The organism is Bacillus sp. M5A3_1b, from assembly GCF_053345335.1.
In genome coordinates, this window is sequence record NZ_JBKEZY010000002.1 from 601,743 (window position 1) to 620,373 (window position 18,631).

Annotated in this window: 16 protein-coding genes and 3 pseudogenes; 5 read left to right on the forward strand and 14 right to left on the reverse strand. The window is 35.4% G+C overall.

Going from position 1 to position 18,631, the window contains the following annotated elements; translation table 11 throughout:
- Positions 1-76: 76 nt before the first annotated feature.
- A complete protein-coding gene (gene cspA / locus ACLBWW_RS09350) occupies positions 77-280 on the reverse strand; it encodes an RNA chaperone/antiterminator CspA (protein WP_000301521.1) in 204 nt (67 codons plus the stop codon).
- Between the two features lie 373 nt (positions 281-653).
- Here cspA and ACLBWW_RS09355 point away from each other — a divergent pair, with 373 nt between their 5' ends.
- The gene (locus ACLBWW_RS09355; RefSeq protein WP_098721288.1) at positions 654-1,445 is read left to right on the forward strand and encodes a phosphotransferase; all 792 of its coding nucleotides are present in this window, start codon (positions 654-656) and stop codon (positions 1,443-1,445) included.
- A 119-nt stretch (positions 1,446-1,564) separates the two neighbouring features.
- Here ACLBWW_RS09355 and aceA read toward each other — a convergent pair whose 3' ends face one another.
- The 11 genes and pseudogenes from aceA to ACLBWW_RS09410 all read right to left on the reverse strand — a co-directional run bounded on the left by aceA (position 1,565) and on the right by ACLBWW_RS09410 (position 11,799).
- Positions 1,565-2,842 carry an isocitrate lyase gene (aceA, locus tag ACLBWW_RS09360; RefSeq protein WP_088110165.1) on the reverse strand — a complete coding sequence of 426 codons (1,278 nt, stop codon included), beginning with the start codon at positions 2,840-2,842 and terminating at the stop codon, positions 1,565-1,567.
- A 23-nt stretch (positions 2,843-2,865) separates the two neighbouring features.
- Complete coding sequence (gene aceB, locus ACLBWW_RS09365; protein WP_098068685.1) at positions 2,866-4,455, reverse strand: malate synthase A; 1,590 nt, start codon at positions 4,453-4,455, stop codon at positions 2,866-2,868.
- 217 nt (positions 4,456-4,672) lie between these two features.
- A pseudogene (locus ACLBWW_RS09370) lies at positions 4,673-5,291 on the reverse strand (S-layer homology domain-containing protein).
- 382 nt (positions 5,292-5,673) lie between these two features.
- Positions 5,674-6,576, reverse strand: a complete 903-nt coding sequence (locus ACLBWW_RS09375) for a DMT family transporter (RefSeq protein WP_074651410.1) — start codon at positions 6,574-6,576, stop codon at positions 5,674-5,676.
- A 212-nt stretch (positions 6,577-6,788) separates the two neighbouring features.
- Positions 6,789-7,742, reverse strand: coding sequence for a methyl-accepting chemotaxis protein (locus ACLBWW_RS09380; protein WP_420913095.1), 954 nt, complete (start codon positions 7,740-7,742; stop codon positions 6,789-6,791).
- Positions 7,737-8,516: pseudogene (locus tag ACLBWW_RS09385) on the reverse strand (MCP four helix bundle domain-containing protein); the annotation flags it as partial. The gene ACLBWW_RS09380 and the pseudogene ACLBWW_RS09385, both read right to left, overlap by 6 nt.
- A gap of 136 nt (positions 8,517-8,652) precedes the next feature.
- Entirely contained in the window at positions 8,653-9,921 is a 1,269-nt protein-coding gene (locus ACLBWW_RS09390) for a M48 family metallopeptidase (RefSeq protein WP_447614004.1), read from the reverse strand.
- Between the two features lie 134 nt (positions 9,922-10,055).
- Complete coding sequence (locus tag ACLBWW_RS09395; protein WP_000949418.1) at positions 10,056-10,244, reverse strand: hypothetical protein; 189 nt, start codon at positions 10,242-10,244, stop codon at positions 10,056-10,058.
- Between the two features lie 11 nt (positions 10,245-10,255).
- Positions 10,256-10,555, reverse strand: coding sequence for a DUF2101 family protein (locus ACLBWW_RS09400; RefSeq protein WP_048545250.1), 300 nt, complete (start codon positions 10,553-10,555; stop codon positions 10,256-10,258).
- A gap of 25 nt (positions 10,556-10,580) precedes the next feature.
- Positions 10,581-10,943 (reverse strand): hypothetical protein, encoded by a 363-nt coding sequence (locus tag ACLBWW_RS09405; RefSeq protein ID WP_141497524.1) that lies wholly within the window; start codon positions 10,941-10,943, stop codon positions 10,581-10,583.
- 1 nt (position 10,944) lies between these two features.
- A complete protein-coding gene (locus tag ACLBWW_RS09410; RefSeq protein ID WP_098049084.1) occupies positions 10,945-11,799 on the reverse strand; it encodes a CPBP family intramembrane glutamic endopeptidase in 855 nt (284 codons plus the stop codon).
- 134 nt (positions 11,800-11,933) lie between these two features.
- Between ACLBWW_RS09410 and ACLBWW_RS09415 the strand changes: the two genes are divergently transcribed.
- Together ACLBWW_RS09415 and ACLBWW_RS09420 are read left to right on the forward strand one after the other, a co-directional pair.
- Positions 11,934-12,638, forward strand: a complete 705-nt coding sequence (locus ACLBWW_RS09415) for a response regulator transcription factor (protein ID WP_447614005.1) — start codon at positions 11,934-11,936, stop codon at positions 12,636-12,638.
- Positions 12,639-12,647: 9 nt separating this feature from the next.
- Entirely contained in the window at positions 12,648-14,390 is a 1,743-nt protein-coding gene (locus tag ACLBWW_RS09420; RefSeq protein ID WP_447614006.1) for a sensor histidine kinase, read from the forward strand.
- 202 nt (positions 14,391-14,592) lie between these two features.
- Here ACLBWW_RS09420 and ACLBWW_RS09425 read toward each other — a convergent pair whose 3' ends face one another.
- Positions 14,593-15,495 (reverse strand): AraC family transcriptional regulator, encoded by a 903-nt coding sequence (locus tag ACLBWW_RS09425; protein ID WP_048545262.1) that lies wholly within the window; start codon positions 15,493-15,495, stop codon positions 14,593-14,595.
- 340 nt (positions 15,496-15,835) lie between these two features.
- On the opposite strand from ACLBWW_RS09425, the pseudogene ACLBWW_RS09430 reads away from it, so the two are divergent.
- Positions 15,836-16,270: pseudogene (locus ACLBWW_RS09430) on the forward strand (RNA polymerase sigma factor); the annotation flags it as partial.
- A 5-nt stretch (positions 16,271-16,275) separates the two neighbouring features.
- Complete coding sequence (locus ACLBWW_RS09435) at positions 16,276-17,400, forward strand: anti-sigma factor (protein WP_098068683.1); 1,125 nt, start codon at positions 16,276-16,278, stop codon at positions 17,398-17,400.
- 34 nt (positions 17,401-17,434) lie between these two features.
- Here the strand turns inward: ACLBWW_RS09435 and ACLBWW_RS09440 are convergent, their stop codons facing one another.
- Positions 17,435-18,412: an HD domain-containing protein gene (locus tag ACLBWW_RS09440; protein WP_098068682.1), complete on the reverse strand. Its 978-nt coding sequence runs from the start codon at positions 18,410-18,412 to the stop codon at positions 17,435-17,437.
- Between the last annotated feature and the right edge of the window lie 219 nt (positions 18,413-18,631).

The following is an 18,631-nucleotide window of genomic DNA, read 5'->3' on the forward strand; positions in this document are numbered from 1 at the left end:
ATAATCTTTATGCTCGTATATTACAACAAAAAAAGGATGGCAGCTGCCATCCTTTTTTCCATAATGAACTATAAAATTATAGTTTGATTACGTTTTTAGCTTGAGGTCCACGGTTACCATCTTCGATTTCGAAGCTAACTTTTTGACCTTCTTCTAGAGATTTGAAACCTTCAGTTTCGATTGCAGAGAAATGTACGAATACATCGTTTTCGCCTGGAACTTCGATGAAACCGAATCCTTTTTCGTTGTTAAACCATTTTACTTGTCCTGTTACTGCCATAATTATTTCCTCCTAAAGAAAACACAATTTATTTTAGTCTTCCTGTATAAAAAAAGAATCCACACATTATCAAACACGAAACATAAACTAGTTCTCACATACTTTTTCTCGTTCGTTTTTCGGCACTTGATAATATATGGATTGCTTAATTTAACTATTCAACTGACTTCATCATAGCATACTTAAAATGAAATGTACAATCTTTTTTGAAAATAACTGACAAATTAAATTGATTGTACATTCGTAAATAATTGATTTTAGTATGTGCGGATTTCACTATGAAGTGAACACAAACATCATTTGAATACGATTACATCCCTTGTTCTGAAGTGTTACAATATAATCGTACAGTCGTTATATTGGAGGGGATTATATGTCAAACTACACCAACGAAGAAAAGCTTACAGGGGGAAATGTATCAAATGTGTATCGTTCTGAAAATACTGTTCGGCGAGAATTAAAGCCAGGTAGTGCAAAAATTCATACATTATTACAACACTTAGAAAACAAAGGGTTTCATCATGCTCCAAAGTTTTTAGGTGTAGATGAAAAAGATAGAGAGATTTTATCCTTTATTGAAGGAGACGCTGGGAATTATCCGTTAAAAGAATATATGCGATCTAATGATGTTTTAAAGGAAATAGCAAAGATGCTCCGCCTTTATCATGATGCGGTAAGTGACTTTCCCTTATCAGATGAATGGCAACCGATGAATCTTACTCCAAATAACATTGAGGTTATTTGCCATAACGATTTTGCTATATATAACATTATTTTTCATGACGAGAAACCAGTAGGTATTATTGATTTCGATGTTGCTGCTCCTGGTCCGAGAATTTGGGATATCGCTTATACGCTTTACACTTGTGTACCTTTAAGTAGAGTGTATTATACAGAATCGGGTGAGGCAGTTCATTATGAATCGGCACAACATGCTAGCCGTATGAAAGAAAGAGTGAAATTGTTTGTCCAGTCCTACGGTAAAAGTATGGACGAAGATTACTTAGGAATAGTGTTACTACGATTAGAAGCATTATGTACATATATGAAAAGAAAAGCACAAGAAGGCGACTTGAATTTCCAAAGAATGATTGATGAAGGACATTTAGAGCATTATGAGAAAGATATGCAGTTTATTCGCGATCATAGAGCTGAGTGGATTTGATAATATCGTCTTTTTTGTCGGTAAGTCGATATATTTGAAAAACCGTTGATGTATTTCCATTTACTCTCGAATCGTTCCGAAAATAACAAGGGCACCCTTTAAAAAGGTGCCCCTTCCTTTTATTTCGTAAACTGTGCTTCCTCTGTAGAACCTTTTAACGCTGTCGTTGATGAAGTACCGCCTGTAATAACTTGTGCTACTTCATCAAAGTAACCTGTTCCTACTTCGCGTTGATGACGAGTTGCAGAGTAGCCGTGTTTTTCTGCTGCGAATTCTGCTTGTTGCAGTTCAGAGTACGCTGCCATGCCGCGCTCTTTATAGCCACGTGCTAATTCAAACATGCCGTAGTTTAATGAGTGGAATCCCGCTAGTGTTACGAACTGGAACTTATAACCGTAAGATGCGATTTCTTTTTGGAAGCTTGCAATTGTTTTTTCATCTAATTTTTGTTTCCAGTTAAATGAAGGTGAACAGTTATATGCAAGCAATTTCCCTGGATGCTCTTTATGAATTGCATCCGCAAATCGTTTTGCATCTTCTAAATTTGGTTCAGATGTTTCGCACCAAACGAGATCTGCATAAGGAGCGTATGCTAAACCACGTGCAATTGCTTGATCAAGACCTGCTTTCGTACGGTAAAATCCTTCTGGAGTTCTTTCACCTGTAATAAATGCTTTATCAACCGGATCGATATCGCTCGTAATTAAATCTGCTGCATCCGCATCTGTTCTTGCAACGATAATTGTCGGTACTCCCATTACGTCTGCAGCAAGGCGTGCAGAAATTAAATTACGCACCGCTGTTTGCGTTGGTAGTAATACTTTTCCGCCTAAATGACCGCATTTCTTCTCTGAAGATAATTGATCTTCAAAGTGCACGCCAGATGCACCTGCTTCAATCATACCTTTCATCAGCTCAAATACATTTAATTGTCCGCCAAATCCAGCTTCTGCATCTGCTACAATCGGTACGAAATAATCTGTATCACCGCTTCCTTCCATATGCTGAATTTGATCCGCACGTTGAAGTGTTTGATTAATTCGTTTTACTACAGCAGGTACGCTGTTCGCTGGATATAAACTTTGGTCTGGATACATATGGCCAGAAAGGTTCGCATCTGCTGCTACTTGCCATCCACTTAAATAAATTGCTTTTAACCCAGCTTTTACTTGTTGCATCGCTTGGTTTCCTGTTAATGCGCCAAGTGCATTAATGTAATCTTCCGTATGAAGCGATGCCCAAAGCTTTTCAGCACCGCGGCGCGCTAACGTATGTTCAATATCGATTGACCCGCGCAGGCGAATTACATCTTCTGCCGAATATGGGCGTGTAATCCCTTTCCAGCGCGTATCTAGTTCCCAACTCTCTTGTAAATTCTCGATTCTTTCGTTTTTCATTTGTTCCATCCCCTTTTCATTTTTTATAAAATTTCATAACCCGGTAATGTTAAAAATGGTACGAATTCATCATTCCGAACGAGATTTGTAAACAACGTTGTCGCCTCGTGGAATCTCCCTTTCTTAAAGGCTTCCTTACCAATCTCTCTTTCTATTTTTGCTAGTTCTTCTTCTTTTAGCTCTTCCATTAATTCAAGTGTAATGTTACGGCCATCATTTAATTTTCCACCTTCATGGCGAATCCATTGCCATACTTGTGCCCTAGAAATTTCCGCTGTTGCCGCATCTTCCATTAAGTTATAAATTGGCGCTGCTCCCCGTCCGCTTAACCAAGATGCTATATATTGAATGCCTACGCTAATATTTAGGCGAAGCCCCTCTTCTGTAATCGTTCCCACTGGTACTTCTAATAAATCCTTTTCTGTAACATGTATTTCTTCACGTTTTCTAAAAATTTGATTCGGTGTTTTCATAATGTGATTAAATACTTCCATCGCGACTGGCACAAGTCCCGGGTGGGCAACCCAAGTCCCGTCATGACCGTCTAAAGCTTCGCGCTCCTTATCCGCACGTACTTTTTCAAAAGCTGCTTCATTTGCTTCTGGATTGTTTTTAATCGGAATTTGTGCCGCCATTCCTCCAATAGCTGGTGCATTACGACGGTGACACGTTTGAATGACTTTCAAAGAATACGCGCGCATAAATGGCGCCGTCATCGTGACTTGCGCTCTATCTGGAAGTAAAAATTTATTATGTTTACGAAAGCTCTTTAGAAAGCTGAAAATATAATCCCATCTTCCGCAATTTAACCCAGCAGAATGATCTTTAAGCTCATACAAAATTTCATCCATTTCAAACGAAGCGTGAATCGTTTCCAGTAACACCGTCGCTTTAATCGTTCCGTTTGGAATACCGATATATTTTTGAGCAAATACGAAAACATCATTCCATAACCTTGCTTCTAAATGGCTTTCCATTTTCGGTAAGTAAAAGTATGGACCGCTTCCTTTTGCTAAAAGAGCCTTTGCATTATGGAAAAAATAAAGTCCGAAATCTACTAAGCTACCAGACATATTCTTCCCATCAACTTGCATATGTTTTTCTTCTAAATGCCATCCTCTTGGACGCACAATTAATACTGCTGTTTTACTATTTAAACGATATTCTTTTCCGTTTTCATTTTTATGTGAAATCGTTCCCTGCACTGCATCTCGTAAATTTATTTGACCTTCAATTGCATTTTCCCAAGTTGGTGAATTCGAATCTTCGAAATCTGCCATAAAAAGATGCGCTCCTGAATTTAAAGCGTTAATAACCATCTTTCTATCCACTGGTCCAGTAATCTCTACGCGGCGATCCTCTAAATCTTTTGGCAATTGAGCAATTGTCCAATCCGCTTCACGTATGTGCTTTGTTTCCTCTAAAAATTTCGGAAACTCTCCTGCATCAATTCTCTTTTGTTTCTCCGCACGCTTTTGTAAAAGTTCTATGCGGCGCTTATTAAAATTTTCATGTAGTTCCTTTAAAAAACTAAGCGCCTCAGGTGTCAATATTTCGTTGTACGCTGGTAACATTTCTCCGGGCAATGTAACCCGTGAAGTTTGCGTCGACATATTAGCATCCCCTTCTTAAACTGTTTTATAACAGATTTGATTTTATGTTTTATATTATATAACAAATCTTCAGAAAAGGAAGTTTTTTTTGAAAATTCATTTCGTTTTTTTTTCAAAATACCTTTCTTTCGCGCTTTATCCCATACAAAAAAGGCCACTGTTATACAACAATGACCTTTTTGTATTATTTTTCAAATATTACTTTACTGGTTAAACCTTATTGCTGTCCTTGTTCCATATCATGCAAAATTGCTTTGTATAAAAACTGTGCGTATTGCTCTCTTTTTACTTTCATGGTTATTATCTCCGATTCCCGCTGTAATACCATTTGTTTGTATTGCACTAATTGCATTCTTTGCCCATGAATTTGCTGAAACATCATTAAGCGTATGAGATCCCTTCGCCTGTAAATCAAAAGCATTCGTAAGTACTTGCGCCATTTCCGAACGAGTTAACGTTGCTTTCGGTCTAAAGTTTCCATGCTCGTCTCCCATAAAAATTTCTAGTTCCGTTAAAGCTAATATCTCTTCAATAAAGTTTGTTGAGTTTTCATCGATATCCCCATATGGGTTTTCATATTCCCCTTGTTCTTCTATATCAAATACACGATAAATTAAAGCTGCCACTTGCTCACGTGTTGTAAGGTCTCCAACACCATACTTTCCATTTCCGTATCCAACTATAATTTTATTATAAGCTAAATCTAAAATAGCATCATATGCCCAAAATCCGTATGGAACATACTCAAATACGATCATTTCCGGATATTCTTCCGCTTTTACAGGGGCCACATTCGTCCCTGCAAATATACCGCCTACCATTGTCGCAATCATCATTACACCCAATATTTTTTCTTCATTGTCCTCTCTCCCTATTTCTATTTTATGTTAAATAGAAAAATAATAGATAATACGAAGTTATCCATACTACATATGAAGTATTTTCAAATAAAATGAACTTCATTATTTCAGGAGTATTAATTTGTTGGTGAATGTAAGATAAAATGCAAATCTTCTAGAAGAACCATTTCGACTACCTCTCTGCTTTATACCCCCTTCTTTCTTATTTCAAAAAGGAAGCTTTCACATCTAAGGTACTATATATTAAAAATTCTACAATCTCTTTGTGAACTCCTTTACATTTTTAAATTTCACTTTATTGACACAAAAAGACGCAAATAGTATATATATGCGTCTTTTCAATATCATTTTATTCAAATTACAAAGTAGCACTTTCCTTCATCGATAAATCCTTCTCTGTTCCCTTGCGAAAAGTAAATGCCATTCCTACAAATATAAGAACAATCCCTACTACTTGCATACTAGTCGGTCTAAACCCGGTAAAGACTGTATCTAATAATATTGCAACCGCAGGATCTAAAAACACTAATACAGAAATTAATCTCGTCGATAAACCTCTTAAACTGTCAAAAAATAAGTAATATACAAATCCCGTATGTATAAGTCCTGTTGCTGTAATCATCATCCAGTTCATCTCTGTTAACCCTTGAAACTTGCCAAAATCTACGAATGGTAGCAATAAAAATATACCTAAAAACGTTTGTAAAAATGTCATCGCATATGCGCTCGTATGCTGAATTCCTTTTCCTAATAAAGTGGTAAAAGCATAAAATAACGCTGCAAGAAGTGCCCATACCATTCCAGATGACATTAATTTCTCTAACGACATACTACCGTCTACTCCAGCTACTAAAACGGTACCGATAAAACAAATGACAATGGACATAACCGCAAATACTGTAAGTCTCTCTTTAAATACAATACTACCAATCATTAATACGATAATGGGGGCAAGATGGTACACTGAAATCGCAATTGTAATCGACATAACTTCAAACGCTTTAAATAAAAATACCCAGTTAAAAACGAGAAATACGCCGCATGCTAATATTTGCATTACTTCTTTTTTATTCCATTTCTCACTTTTATACTGTCCTGTTACGAGCCAACACAATGCTAAAAATATAGTTGCACAAATGCAACGAACGAATACTAATTCAAAAGACGGTAAACCTGTTTGAGTAGAAAAAAATCCAATTGATCCGAAAATAGACATCGAAAGGATCATTTTTATAGCCGGCATTGATTTTTTATTGAACACCCTTTCTCTCCTCCTATAAACTATCTTTTACAAATGAAAAATCTCCAAAACATTACGTATTATTATATATTACAATCGGAAAATTGTAAAAAAATAGAATATATTAAGTGACAGCTGCACAAAATTCCCATAAAAAAATCATCCTTTGTTATATAGGATGATTTTTTTATTTATTGAGTGGAATTTTTCTATATTAAAACTTAAATATACTACTACTTTTGAAGAGTAAATTGGGCAACTATTTGTTTTAATCCTCCTGCTGCATTATGCATCTGTTCAATTGAAACCGAGATCTCTTGAACAGATTTTTCTTGCTGTTGAATAGACTCTTTTACCCTATCAGTGCGGTCAGATGATCTTTGGGATATTTGAGCCATGTCTTCTGCAGAAGCCGAAATCTCCTCACTACTCGCTGCAATTTCATCTGTAGACATAGATACCGTTTGAATTTGCTCAGATACTTGCTGTACTTTTTCTGTAATTTTTCCAAATACTTTTTCTGTATGCATTACTACTTGTGTACCTGCCTGTACCTCCTTATCTACTTTCCCCATCATATGTACCGTATGGTTCGTTGTTCCCATAACTTGAGTAATAAGCTTCTCAATTTGTTTTGCAGAATCACTAGATTGTTCTGCTAATTTTCTTACTTCATCTGCCACAATTGCAAATCCTCTACCACTTTCCCCAGCACGAGCAGCCTCAATTGCGGCGTTTAATGCTAATAAGTTAATTTGAGAGGTAATACCTTGCATAACATCAATGATTTTAACAATTTCTTCTGATTGTTCTTTCATAGTCTCTACTTGTTTCACACCGTTATGTACTGAATTTTGGATTGTATCCATCTGTTGAATCATTTGTTTCATTAATTTGTTACCACTCTCTGCATCTAATGCTGATTGAGCAGACAATTCATTTACAGAGGATGATGTATTCACTATACTCTGCATTCCTTGTGTCAACTCTTCCATCGCACCCGCAGTTTGCTCCATTGCCTGCATTTGGCCCTCTGCGCCATTTGCAACTTCTTCAATATCTATCGTGATTTTCTTCGCTGCACCACTAGATACTTCCGATGCAGATACTACTCCGTCTGCATGTTGGAATAAAAGCTGAATATTATTCTCTACTTCTTGCATATTTGTTCTTAGCCCTGCAATCATTTCGTTAAAATCACTTACTAATACACCTAATTCATCCTTAGCATTATACTCACCATGTACAGTTAAATCTCCTTCTTTTGCTCTTTCCATCATACGACTAACCGTTTGTAAAGGAGCAACTATAAGCTTGCTAATAATATAGCTTACTATACATATAATGACTGTAGTAACTACTACAAGAATGATAAAAGTAATAACGGACCGATCTATCATTTTTTGAGAATCTTTAAATACTTGGTCAGCTAAATTTGAAACATACGCTTCTAGATCTACAGCATAACTAGCTAACTCTACTCCCTTCAGTTTTAATTCCTTATGAAATTCGTTTACCATTTGAGATTCATTTGTTACCTTCGCTTTATCAAACAACTTCTTATATGTCTCCATATAACTTGGCAAAGATTCCTTCATCTTCTGAAACAGCTCATCCTCTTGCTTACTTAAATTGAAGCCATCATCATATTCTTTTAATAAAGAATCATATTTTTCAAGATCCTTTTCAATATTACCAATAATCCCCTCTTTATTTGTCCCCTCATTTGGTGACGCTGTAATTAATTCTAGTAAGTTATACTCTAGTGAATTTTGTGTACGAAGCATTCCTTCTAATAAAACTACAGAATGTTGATAATCATCTACTACAACCTCTGTATCGTGCTTAATCTTGTTAATAGAATTAATTGCTACACAGCTCATAATTACCATACCTAAAACTGCTAATGAAATAAGCGATAATAATTTATATTTCACTTTTAAATTTTGTAAAAAATACATTTTTCCACCTTTATTCCTTTATATATAGATTTTTAGAATTTTATAGCTTATTATTTACAAAATCACAATAAAAAGCAATGATAAATATTCCCAATATCAAACTTATATCTCTATAAAGAAAGAAGTAGCATAATCGCTACTTCTTTTTGCTTTGTTTCTCATATTGTTCAAACGTATGAATTCTTTCGAAAATTGGTGGATGTGTGTATAGGAAAAACTTCACTAACGCAGGTGGATTCACTTGGCTTAAACTCGTTTTTGATAAATATTGAAACGTTTTTACACCAGATTTCCCGTCCTTTGTCATGTCTAAAGCATATTGATCTGCCGCTCGTTCTTCTATACGAGAAACATAGTTTGTTGCTGGCTGCGATGCAAAAGAGAGAACAGAGGAAATTAAGAAAAATAAAGGTAAAATTGAAAAACATGCTACTTTTGAAATTTGCAGCGTATTCCCCCATTTTCGAATACATATATTGATCATACGACTAATGAGGTACATCCCTATAAACGATAGCAACACATAACTCGCAACGCCCCAATATATATGTTTCATAACATAATGCCCTATTTCATGGGCCATTATAAATAAAATCTCTTTATCTTTTAATTGCTTAAGTGTTGTATCCCACATTACAATACGAGCGTTAGGGCCAATTCCTGTTACATATGCATTTAATGCATTCGTTTTTTCCGACATATTTACTTCATATACATGTTTAGCTGGAATATCAGCTTTTTCTGCTATCGCTAAAATTTTCGTTTCTAACTCTTTATTTTTTAGCGTCGAGAAGTCGTTATATAGCGGATCAATAACGACCGGCTGTATAAATGTTAAAAAGATTGTAAATGGAACAGAGAGTGCCCATCCCGCTAGCCACCATCTCTTCGGGAATTTACGGATAAGCCATAACAGAACAGTAACTACGATTAACATAGTCGCATAACTTTCCCAAAAACCGATAACATGATCTTTTATCCAGCTTTGTGTACTTTGCGTTGAAATGCCGTAATCAACGGACACTTTTCGGCTAATCCATTGCACCGGCAGGGCAAGAACTGTTGTGAGTAGTGATAAATAAAAGAAATAAATCGCAACTTGCAGGACACTTATTTTCGTCGTTTCCTTCGACCATTTCTCAAACTTCCTTGAAACACCGAGCACAAGTACAAATAATAAAATAATCCATTCAAGAGGCGTCGCTAAAAAGTACAATAAATTTTTCACGCGCGAATAATCTTGGCTTAGCGTAAGCTCTCTCGCATTCATAAACGTTTCTGGATCTGCACTCGTTCCTTTATACATATCTGGAATAAGTTCATGATTCCATCCAAATAAATACCAATATATAAATAACGCAAACCCAACGTACAAAAAAAGTGACCACCCAATAACCTTCCTCACGCTATTCCCTCCTCTATGCTGCCTGTCTATTATTATTGTAAGTTCATACATGCTAAATTAGAACAAGCTTATTACGCGAATTGCTCGCGAGCCTTTTATTTACATAAAAAAACTCTTCTACAAATAGAAGAGTTTTACCTACCTTTAGACACTTTCTTCGGTTCATACTCTGGGATAAGAAATATACTTACAACCCAACATATGAAACCAGCGCCTTTTATATAGCGTATATATTCATAGTCTTGAAAAAATAACGTCGTTACAATAAGCGTAAAAAATCCAATTAAAACTAGTACGTATCCTATTTGCTTCTTAGATAACATAACGTTCCTCCTTAAGGAAGTACATCCACTAATAAACTAAAATCTTGTAAAGAAAAAGAACTATATTTCATAATACCTTGCACAGCTAATAGTAAAATAAGACCGGTCACACACATATAATTAATGCTTTCTTCACTCTTTTTTTCAGCAACTACTCCGCCACTTATACATAATATTCCTAGCAAATGGAGTGCTAAATACATAAAGAAATAAGCTTCCTCCCAGCGAAGAATAACATTGACTGTCGTGATCAGCACAATACTAAGCAAAATCAAATAAAGAAACTTATTTGACGATATTGTTTCATTCATATAATTTTATACATCCCTTTCAAATTTAGAATGAATGATGTTTCAAAGCTATAAAGTAAATGATTGTTTTCATACTATAAAACAAAAGGAAAGCCACTATTACTTTCTCGAATACTTTATGAACCCACATATACTTCTCTTCATTTTTTCTGAAGATGCGCTTCATCATTTCTTCTACAATTAGACCAAATATTAGTAAAACCCCTAACACAATAAGAAGAGAAATAATATTTTCTTTTACATGAGTACTAGAAAATAAGTAATACTCCGGAAACACAATCGTATCTACTACAGGTTGAAACCAATGACAAACGCTTTTATCACACATATCTGTAATAGACGTAGCATCTATAATGTCTTTCAATATTTTTTCAATCGTCTTCTTCATCTCATTTACTCCCCACTACATCTGAAAAGCTCTTTTCTTGCTCTACATATATAGCTGGCATTTCTTTATTCCAATATTTGCGGTTAACAAATAAAAAGATAAGTACTAAGTTTAATCCTGTTATAAAAATAATAAGTCCTGGAAAGAACGTCGTATAATTTGAGAAATCTGCAAAACTCATTATCTCTTCTTTATTTATTAGAAAAGAAAGGCCAATTACAAATGCATTGTTTAACATGTGAATAGCAATTGGCATGAGTAAGCTATTCGTACGAATATATACGATTGATAGTACAACGCTAAATACAACTGCGCCTAGGAAATCAACATGTAACAACGCAAACAACATCGCTACTACAATAATCGCTATACTCGTTCCCCATTTTGCTGCAAAGCGTTGCAGTAAAAATCCACGAAAAACAAATTCACCAATAATTGGCGCAATGAATACGACCATAATAAATTGATATACATATCCCCCTGTACTATCTATAATCGGTTCACGTAACGCGTTCATAATAAATGCCGGTGTAATCCATGCAAAACTATACATGTACAAAATAAGATATCCATAACTAAACACGCATAACATAATCGTAATGTATAAAACTTGAACCAGGTTAAATGTTTCATTTCTATTAATAAATAATGAAAATGAAACACGGTGTTTTCTATATTCAAAAAAGATCCACATAATCGGCAGAATATAGAATATAAGAATATTTATAAAAGTAGAATTTTGCATATGAAATGTATTTTCTATCAATTCATTACTGGCTCTTGCAACTAAAGTTAATAGTGCAAATACAATTAAAAAATATCTAGCTCGCATCGTTTGAAACGGATTCACACTCATCTCCTCCCCTATGTTACTTTTATCATATCATTTGATTCTTAATTTTTTGAGAAAGAAAACCTTAAAATTTCCTTAAAAATTCCATAAGTTACCGAAAGATGATATGATATTCGAGGAAATTAGGAGGGATTTTTATGTATGAAGCAAATATTTTGCTCGTTGATGATGAAACAGCAATTTTACAATTACTAACTACCATTCTTGAAAAAGAAGGTTTTTCTCATATTACAACTGCAACATCAGCTGAAATGGCTTTATCTCTTACTCAGCAAAACGATTACGATTTAATTATTTTAGATGTCATGCTTCCTGGACAATCTGGATTTGATATTTGTCCGGTCATTCGCCAAAAAACAGATTGCCCTATCTTCTTCCTCACAGCTAAAACATCTGATTTAGATAAAATATCTGGATTTTCACACGGTGCAGATGATTATATTACGAAGCCATTTAATCCACTTGAAGTAGTAGCTCGTATGAAAGCACAACTCCGAAGACATATGAAACAAGCAGTACCACACGCACAAAAAGCACAATCCAGTTCCTTTGGTAGATTTGAAATTGATCGATATTCCGCAGAGCTTACAGTAAATGGACATGTTGTCGAATGTTCCGCCCAGCTATTTCAGCTATTACTCTTCTTTTGCGAGAATCCAAATTACGTATTTTCGAAAGAAGAAATATACGAGAAAGTTTGGGGAGCACCTGCCTATAATGGCGATGATAATACCGTTATGGTCCACATTCGAAAACTACGTGAAAAAATTGAACAAGACCCAAGTAAACCAGAATATATAAAAACCGTTCGCGGGCTTGGCTATAAGTTCATTACAAAGTAGGGTGACGATATGAACTTTAATAAACGACTTATTATCCAGTTTATCATGCAACACGTATTTGTTTTAGTTACATTACTGATTGCTGTAGTAGCGGCTTTCACGTATTTAATTTTTCTTGTTACGAGTACTTCATACGAACCGAACATTCCAGATGCTGAAAATTTTATGATTGCAAGATACATTTCTTCAAAAGATGGCGATATTTCGTTAAAAGCTGAAGTAAAAGACTTAATTAAAGAGAAAAATGATTGGATTCAAGTTGTAGAGGAAAACGGAAAAGTTCTCTATCACTTTAATACGCCAAATGACGTACCGACATCTTATACGAAAACATCTTTATTCTCGTATATACAGAATCACATAGAAAGTCCTTATACATTTACATATTGGGAAATTGAATTAGAAGAAAAAAACGTACTTGTTATTTACGGTGGTATGTTAAAAAGCAATGTATTACTGAAAACGATACAGAAAGAGCACCCTTCTGTATCTACAGATTCATTCGCATTAACAGAAGAAGAAAAACAGTTACTTTCTAAAGAAAAGGCTACTCTTCAAATCTTTAATAGTGGCGGCGAAGAAGTATTCTCCTATCCAGATGGAAAGAAAAAACCGTTTTCTGTCATACAAGCTGCTCTTAGCGAAAAGGAACCGTGGAATCATAAAGAAAACACGTCTAGCTTTTACGACACAAATAGCAATCATCTTCTCGTTGTAACTGCCAAAAATGAGTACTACTACCCAGATGATGAAATAGACGATGTATTTGCTAAAAAGTTTCTAATCGGATGCGGATTAATCCTTCTTATCGTATTTGTTTATTTAGTCATTCTTTCTATTTGGTACGGTAATAAATTTGGAAAACCGTTATTACATGCGATGCGCTGGCTTAAAAACATAGCTGGCGGAAAGTATGAAGAGCCTGTTAGTAAAAAAGGGAAACCTGTCAGGTTTCGGCGATCTGGTAAAGAAAAATGGTCATTTCGCTTATTTAGTGATGTAACAAATTCACTAGAGCACCTTTCTATTACACTCAAAAAAAATGATGGGATGAGGCAAATATTGCAGCAAACACGTGAGGAATGGATTACTGGGCTTACACATGATTTAAAAACACCACTTAGCTCTATATATGGATACGCATTATTACTAGAATCAAAGCAGTACAACTGGACTGATCGTGACATTCAACAATTCGGCAGCGTTATGAAAGAGAAATCGCAATATATGACGACATTAATTGATGACTTAAGCTTAACGTATCAATTAAAAAATAACAGTCTTCCTGCGCAGCACGTAAACATTGAAATGAATCAATTCGTCCAAAAAGTATTATTACAATTCATTAATAATCCAACACTTCAAAATCAAAATATTGAATTCGTACCAAGCTCAAATAAAATTCAATATTTCATTGAAGAAAAATGGTTCCAGCGTATTATCGAAAACTTACTCGTAAACGCTGTAAAACATAATAATGAAACGACAAACGTCATCGTAAAACTTTCACAAAACGCTACTTCATTTACACTATCTATTTCAGATAATGGAAAAGGAATGGATGATAAAACGAAAGAGCTTCTATTTGAGCGATATTACAGAGGAACAAATACAGAAGAAAGTAACATCGGAACTGGACTTGGCCTCGCTATTACGAAACAGCTCGTTCATGCTCATAACGGAACAATTTCTATTGACAGCGAACTCAGAAAAGGAACGACGATTACACTTGTGTTCCCGTTTCATTCGTAGAAAAGGCGCTATGTGGCGTCTTTTTTCTTTTCTGGGAGAGTTCAGCGGTAAATGAAATTATATCGGCGATTTTCTGAATATATCAGCGCAACTCGAATTATATCAGCGATTTTCTAGATATATCGACTTACCGACAAAAATCGACAAATATAGCAACCTATATTAAAAAAGCGAACCACTCAGTGGCTCGCTTTTCTTTCTATTACTTCTTCTTCACCGGTATCCAAAGTTCTACTTGAGCGAACTCACTCTTATCTTCGTGGCAACGTTCATCGTATAGTTCAAACTCATTAACGCCACAATGTTCATATCCTGAATGCGGGAACCATTCTGAGAACACTGCATTCCACGTTTGATGAATAGACGATACCATTTCTTCATGAGGAACTTTCGGCGTTGTAAATACAGCATATGTCGCTGCTGGGAAAGTACGCTTCGCAACTTCATTTGGTACATTTTCAAAGCCTGTAACTTCCATGCCGATAATATAAGTGAAGTCGCCTGTTTCTAAATTAAAATCAGTACATAATCCAAGCTCTACCCATTGGTTCGTATCTTTACGATTCGGAATCGTTGTTCCAAGATCTTTCTGTAAATATTCTTGCCAAAATGCTGGGATGTCTTGATGGTTTTTCCCTTCTTTACTTGTCGTCTTCAGTTCATAACCCGCCATTAAAAATTCTGGTTTATTTACAATACGATATTCCATTTGTATGCCTCCTAAATACGGATTTAATTTTCTTTGTTTTACATTCACGCTGTAATACATCGGTGTTTCAATTTCTTGTTTTCGATATTCACTCGGTGTCATTTGAAATATTTTTTTAAAGGCTCTCGTGAACGTTTCGTGAGATTGAAAGCCATGCTCAAATGCGATATCAATAACTTTTTCATCCGTATGAGAAAGTTGATAAGCTGCCCGGGCTAACCTCCTCTTTCGAACATACTCCATTACTGTATCACCTACTAACGCCTGAAATACACGATGAAAATGCGACTCAGAAAAACCTGCAATGCGTGCTAAATTACGCAGCGTCTGTTTTTCCATTACATCTTCCTCAATATAATCAATTGACCTTTGAATTTGTGTTTCATAGCTTTCCATCTCTGCTCACCCGCCTTATATGTATTATGATAAAAGAGAATCCTATCCAATTCTTGACGTTTTTTACTATATTTTTAAAAACAAATGTAACTTTTTTATATGTATTTCGTTGTTATGTATGAAGGGAGGGAAATGTAGTGAAACGCAAACAATCATTAGAAGACATTTACTCCGAGCATATGCACGACTTATCCCACTTTAATGGGCAGTAAGACCCCCACCTCAAAATGCAGCGAAAGCAAAGAATTTAGGTGGGGGATCAACTGCCCATAAAAGTCCGATTGGTTCAACTAATAATCAGTGGGGGATGAAGAAAACCCCCACTGATTAAAGTTTCACTTTATTTCGCTATCTTCTCTCCCTTACCGGAGATTCCCACTATGCGGAAGATCTCATGCAAGAAACGTTTTACCGAATGCTCGCCCATATTGACTATTATAAAGGAGAAGAAATTAGACCGTGGTTATTTACGATTGCCTACAACGCCTTTATCGATTGGTATCGAAAAGAAAAAAGATATAAAACAACGACAATTGCAGAATTCCATTTACCAAACGTACCAAGTACAGAGCACTCTTATTTCGTAAAACATGAGATTGCTAGTTGGTTAGACAGTTTATCTTCGCTTCCCCTTGAAAGACGAAATGTCCTACTACTACGAGATTACTACGGATTCTCGTATAAGGAAATAGCAGAGATGACTGGTCTCACACTTGCGAAAGTGAAAATTGAATTACACAGGGGACGAAAAGAAACGAAAAGCATAAAGGAGTGATCAGGATGGGTTGTACAGAGTTTAAAAAACTGTGGGAAAAGTACGAAAACGGAACGCTCACGCATGATGAACAAGAGCAGTTAGAAAGTCATATTGAGACATGTGAAGAATGTGAAGTTTACTTAGATGCGTTGCTTTCGAAAAGTGAACCAATAAAGAAAAGGTTACCGCCACAAAATTTGAAAGTCCCGTTTTGGAGAATAAAGTGGAAACATCGCTTACAGACGCTTGGTTTCATCCTATCCATTTGTATCGTTATATATATAATCGGTGGAATATTATCTGCCTTTTATTTTCAATCTAATAACGATAAAAGGTTAGAAGAAATACGAAGTGTTCCCTCTCTTGCACTTGAAGCAACTATCCCAAATAGCCGCGTTATGGGGGGCGGAACGAATGTAGAAGCCTTTTTCCGTACGAACAGCCACTTTAATGTAGTAAAAACGGTCGGTAAAAAAGAAATACCACTCGGTACATTAGAAACGAGTAGCTTCTTATCATCTGTAAATGTCCTAAATAACTCTTGGATGAATACATTCTATCAGCCAAAGCTCTTCTTTGTTCACCCAAAAACAGAACAGGGTGATTATTTAAAGGAATCTTCAAAAAAGGTATGGGATACACTTGCAAAAGTACATGAAGGGACCGTTGCAGAAATCGCAATTTCTTTTGACAAAGCTTACACTTTAAAGGAGCTAGAACCACTTTTATATAACGTATTTGAAGCACAAGAACTCCCTCCAACTCCTTTATGGTACGCTTTAGATACGGGACAAGAAAAAACAAATGTAGAAGACCACATCCTACATGGCGGAGAAGCTATAGGATTTCCAGAACATATAAGATTCCTAGATAGTGACACAGAGAATCAGAAAACGCCCGAAGATACAGTTATTGAAATGATACGTATTCTTTCTACACATACAGAAACAGTAAGTAAAATAGCTATAATTCCTGAGAAAGAACTAAAATTAGATAAGCGCTATCAGTATGTAAAAGATAACGGCGTTAAAGTATACGGCATGGTCATTACTGGCCCGTCGAAAGAGTTATTAAAATTACAAAACTCACCGAATGTGCGTTATGCGACTCTTGGAGATATTGAGGTTTGGAATTGGTTTGATTATTAATGAGGAAAAGGAGAGCAAAGATATACTCTCCTTTTTAATCCGAAATCACTTTCACATACATCCCTCTCACCGCTTTTTCATAAGCGACCTCACTCATCTGTCTTATGTTTTCTGATACGACAGACGATAAAACAACTTCACCTTCACGAAGTAACGGCGGATCAATGAGTCGGACTTTATTTTTCTGATACAGATCATAATCGTTTCTATCTTCTTTTACGTTTACATTCGAATGAATTTTTCTTAATAAAGCATGTACTTCTGAATCATTACACTGCTGCAATTTCGAAATAAGCTCATCATCTTCAAGAAGAAAGTCATCTGCATGAATAATCCTTTTATGAAGAGCTAACTTTAGCGTTTTCGCTAACATGTCGTTTCCGTAAATATTCATTGGCTTCATAAAGAAATCAATTACTTCTTTGTAATACGTTTCTGTAAACCATTCTGCCATTTCGACACTTTGAAGAACCATTTTCCCATCTACAGCAATGACATCCTCTAAAAAACTGTGAACTTCTTCTAAAGAAACATACCCATATGTATACATATCTCGTAACGTATAATCCACTCGGTCTGCACATAATTCTGGTGCTGACCTTTCCAGTAACGTCCATTTCGAATCATCTAACAACATGTCTTCATAGTTATAACCATACTTTGAAAGAATCGCTGGAATTTCTGAGTTTTTCACAACAGAACTAAATATCTCTTCATGATAACTTTCATTTCTATTATCAAAAACGTAATCAATCACGTGGGAAAACGAAGTATGTGATACGTCATGCAGTAAACCTGCAATTTGTTCTTCTACTGAACCACCTAGTTTTTTCACTAATAACATAACGCCAACAGAATGATCAAAGCGCGTTACATTCCATTTCTCGTTCATTAAATAACTTGCACCGGCTTGATGAATACCTTTCAGCCTTTGTACAGGCCTACTTAAAATTAATTCTTCTACTACTTTATCCACTTTAAATTCACCGTATAGTACATCTGATATGATCACTTATAATCCCCCTTTATTTCAGCAGCGTCTTTTAATCGTACCTTTTTTATAAAATCGATATCAATATAAATTATAAATATATTGATATCAAAGTATAAATGTCATTTATACATGTCTGTTATTTCTTTTAATTCATTTGTTTTTATTGAGCGCTCCTTATGTGGAGCCTTTTTTCATTGAAAAATTTGTGGACTTTCATCCCAAATCGTGAACAGGACG

Bases quoted from the DNA above. Each gene is read 5' to 3' on its own strand.
- ACLBWW_RS09415 (WP_447614005.1), top strand. From the start codon at position 11,934: ATGTATGAAGCAAATATTTTGCTCGTTGATGATGAAACAGCAATTTTA.
- ACLBWW_RS09425 (WP_048545262.1), bottom strand. From the start codon at position 15,495: ATGGAAAGCTATGAAACACAAATTCAAAGGTCAATTGATTATATTGAG.
- ACLBWW_RS09400 (WP_048545250.1), bottom strand. From the start codon at position 10,555: ATGAATGAAACAATATCGTCAAATAAGTTTCTTTATTTGATTTTGCTT.
- aceB (WP_098068685.1), bottom strand. From the start codon at position 4,455: ATGTCGACGCAAACTTCACGGGTTACATTGCCCGGAGAAATGTTACCA.
- ACLBWW_RS09380 (WP_420913095.1), bottom strand. From the start codon at position 7,742: ATGATTGCAGGGCTAAGAACAAATATGCAAGAAGTAGAGAATAATATT.
- ACLBWW_RS09405 (WP_141497524.1), bottom strand. From the start codon at position 10,943: ATGAAGAAGACGATTGAAAAAATATTGAAAGACATTATAGATGCTACG.
- ACLBWW_RS09395 (WP_000949418.1), bottom strand. From the start codon at position 10,244: ATGTTATCTAAGAAGCAAATAGGATACGTACTAGTTTTAATTGGATTT.
- ACLBWW_RS09410 (WP_098049084.1), bottom strand. From the start codon at position 11,799: ATGAGTGTGAATCCGTTTCAAACGATGCGAGCTAGATATTTTTTAATT.
- cspA (WP_000301521.1), bottom strand. From the start codon at position 280: ATGGCAGTAACAGGACAAGTAAAATGGTTTAACAACGAAAAAGGATTC.
- ACLBWW_RS09420 (WP_447614006.1), top strand. From the start codon at position 12,648: ATGAACTTTAATAAACGACTTATTATCCAGTTTATCATGCAACACGTA.
- aceA (WP_088110165.1), bottom strand. From the start codon at position 2,842: ATGAAAAACGAAAGAATCGAGAATTTACAAGAGAGTTGGGAACTAGAT.
- ACLBWW_RS09355 (WP_098721288.1), top strand. From the start codon at position 654: ATGTCAAACTACACCAACGAAGAAAAGCTTACAGGGGGAAATGTATCA.
- ACLBWW_RS09435 (WP_098068683.1), top strand. From the start codon at position 16,276: ATGGGTTGTACAGAGTTTAAAAAACTGTGGGAAAAGTACGAAAACGGA.